Annotated in this window: 3 protein-coding genes and 1 pseudogene; 2 read left to right on the forward strand and 2 right to left on the reverse strand. The window is 40.4% G+C overall.

Translation table 11 applies throughout. The features are described 5' to 3' along the window. Positions 1-238: 238 nt before the first annotated feature. Positions 239-562, forward strand: a complete 324-nt coding sequence (locus tag EWV84_RS04755; protein WP_002760450.1) for a 30S ribosomal protein PSRP-3 — start codon at positions 239-241, stop codon at positions 560-562. 308 nt (positions 563-870) lie between these two features. On the opposite strand, the gene EWV84_RS04760 is transcribed toward EWV84_RS04755, so the two are convergent. Beyond that, positions 871-1,752: a polysaccharide pyruvyl transferase family protein gene (locus EWV84_RS04760; protein ID WP_287076769.1), complete on the reverse strand. Its 882-nt coding sequence runs from the start codon at positions 1,750-1,752 to the stop codon at positions 871-873. A 424-nt stretch (positions 1,753-2,176) separates the two neighbouring features. Here EWV84_RS04760 and EWV84_RS04765 point away from each other — a divergent pair, with 424 nt between their 5' ends. Continuing rightward, a complete protein-coding gene (locus tag EWV84_RS04765; protein ID WP_287076770.1) occupies positions 2,177-2,383 on the forward strand; it encodes a helix-turn-helix domain-containing protein in 207 nt (68 codons plus the stop codon). A gap of 1 nt (position 2,384) precedes the next feature. On the opposite strand, the pseudogene EWV84_RS04770 reads toward EWV84_RS04765, so the two are convergent. Further along, positions 2,385-2,573, reverse strand: a pseudogene (locus EWV84_RS04770) (transposase); the annotation flags it as partial. Positions 2,574-2,728 lie beyond the last annotated feature (155 nt).

A 2,728-nucleotide genomic window follows, 5' to 3' on the forward strand; every position in this document is an offset into this window, starting at 1 on the left:
TCCGGGTCGCGACCATAAGACCAGAACAGAGTAAATCTGTTAAGGCAGGTGCGGAACCCCGCAAGGGAAAGAAGCAGAAACCCAAATCGTGAGGTTTGGGAATCACCGTCCGTTTTACGGCGGCGAGGATGTCAAAGCGGTTATTAGCGAAAAAATCGGAAAAAATGGTTAAAAACTGACTTCGTAAAATTGACTCAAAAGATGATATAATCGAGAATTGTACGATTAACGATTAACAATGACAGTCAGTTCCGAATCAAAGTTTATTTTAAAAGTATTGTGGTTAGATCAGAACGTAGCGATCGCTGTAGATCAGGTGGTCGGCAAAGGAACTAGCCCCCTGACCGCTTATTTTTTCTGGCCGCGCAATGATGCTTGGCAGCAACTGCAAGAGGAGTTAGAAGCAAAACACTGGATTGATGAGTCCGATCGCGTTGATGTTCTCAACAAAGCCACAGAAGTAATTAATTTTTGGCAAGAGTTACGCAATCAAGGCCGACAAATCCCCATGGCCGATGCACAGTTAAAATTCCCCGAAGTTGTTTTTAGTGGTAGTAATTAATTTAGATGGGAATCAAAAAGCAGCATTCAGGAATCGTTTGGCAAGTTGAGTTTGAGTTTCTCGAAGTATGGGGGTACCCATTTTGTCAGCTATAGCCCAACACTCAAGTGTCCCAAGAGATTCGAGGCACTTTTCCAAGGGCGTCTGATTAAGTTATAGCGTTTCCTGTTTACAAGAGGTACATTCTCAATCCCGAAAAGCTTAATCGGCAAGGGGTAAACTGTACCTCACATATGAGGGAAACGCTATATATCATTTTTCAAAAGTAATCACAGAAGGGCAAAATTGCAACATTCTTAGTTAGTAAGTCAGGAAAAATCGCCTTTTTTCCAGTCATTCTTGAAATCTTCGAGTTTTTCTCCTAGTCTAGCGGTTAAAGATTCAAGAAGCTTAGAATCACTTAACAAAGGGCGAGCGTTTTTGGCAATTGATGCTAGTTGTGCGGCGGACACCTTCTGGCGATAGCGATCACGCACCGAGCGAAGCGGGGTTAGAATATCTCTGGTGAGGTTAGGATGATGCAAACGCTTCATCAACAGGGGTTGATATTCTAAATTTACCGAGGCGCACCAATCCTGCCACTTGAAGGATAATATTGACGGATGGCTCGTGACTGGCACCCAAGGAACCCGATAGGCATCGGCAATAATCGCTCCGTGCATCGCTTCCGCCAAAATCACTTCCGTTTGGCAGATAGATTCTATCACCTTCTCCACTGACCAGGTAGGATCTATGTAGCCGAAATTCAAACTCTTACAAGCCTTTTCCCACCCCTCACCAGCAAAATTGTAATGAGGCATATAGGAATATTTATATTTAATCTTTCGCTCGGGCTGAGATAGACGACTGACCAACACTCCCCCATCGATTATGGCTAAATCAGAGGAAATTCCCAACCAATTAGCGGACAAAGGCCCGCGAACACAGTAAACCTTATAGGTTTCATCCAGTTGTTTTAAATAATTCCCATAACCTACTCCAGAACTAAATATTATTCGCAAATTGGTATTGGGCAGCCTGCGCTTTAATCTCTGGTTGATTAAAGTACCGATCCCGACAAAAGCGACCCTTTCATCATCATCAAAAACACCAGGGAGTAGTTTCGGCCATAACCACGGATTGAGTTGATCTCCAAAATTACCGGCTTTTTCCGGAACCTCTTGGGATGGACTAGCATAGTACAATTTCATGATTGTTAGTATGACTACAATTGGTTCACTAATATAACCCACTTTCCGCACTTCTTAACATTCAATTGATAATTTTTACTAATATATTGCTGACAACCCTTTGCCAGTAAGGATTATAGCTACAATCATGGATTTTTATCAAGGTGAAGAATTGTAAATTTTTTTCTCAGAAAAAATCAATTATTGAAAATGTTCTCAATAGTAGTTTCTACAATCAAGGTTTTTCGTCAAAACATCTTGGGGAATGTAAAAATATATAAAAGTATATGAAGATGTGCGGAATGTCGGATATAAGGAAAACCAGAATTTTCCCTAGAATCTGTTGAGGCGGGCTACCGTCAGTCTCTCAAACATCCCCCACCATAGACCTCCTGCAAAAATAGGAACTGATTATGTACAATAAAGTAAAAGACTCAGAAAAACCATGACTTACGAAAAAGTAAAAAATTTGAATCCAGAAGAGTTTAAACGCTTTTGTGGAGTATATCCTGAAACATTTAAGGATATGGTGAAGGTTTTGGCTGCCGAAAAAGTTCTGCAAAAAAAATCGGGAAGACCAAGTAAATTAAGTCTAGAAGACCAAATCTTGATGACCTTAGAGTATTTACGGGAATATATAGCAATTCTCTGACTTATGAGGTACAGTAGCAACAGTGAGTAAACCAATTGCGAATATCTTTTTGAGTAACTTCTAACATAGCCAATTCAATCCCTTCTATTAAGTCTTTGTAAGTTCTCGCCTTCAGTTTTCTTAACGTCGCTTTCACTTTTGACCAAAAGTTTTCAATAGGAGAGAATTCGGGAGAATAAGGAGGTAAATAGGGTCTGCTGAAAAAGTTTTTCGGTGGGGGTTGGGGTAGGGCTGTTTCATTCTCCCATCAGAATATCAAAAGTAAAACGGATCACTGTCTTTGTAAAATGAGAAGTGACCGGCAACTTTAAAATATATGTTGAGCTTAATAGAAAAACTGAAACA

Source organism: Microcystis sp. M_QC_C_20170808_M3Col (assembly GCF_007095505.1).
Classification (GTDB): Bacteria; Cyanobacteriota; Cyanobacteriia; order Cyanobacteriales; family Microcystaceae; genus Microcystis.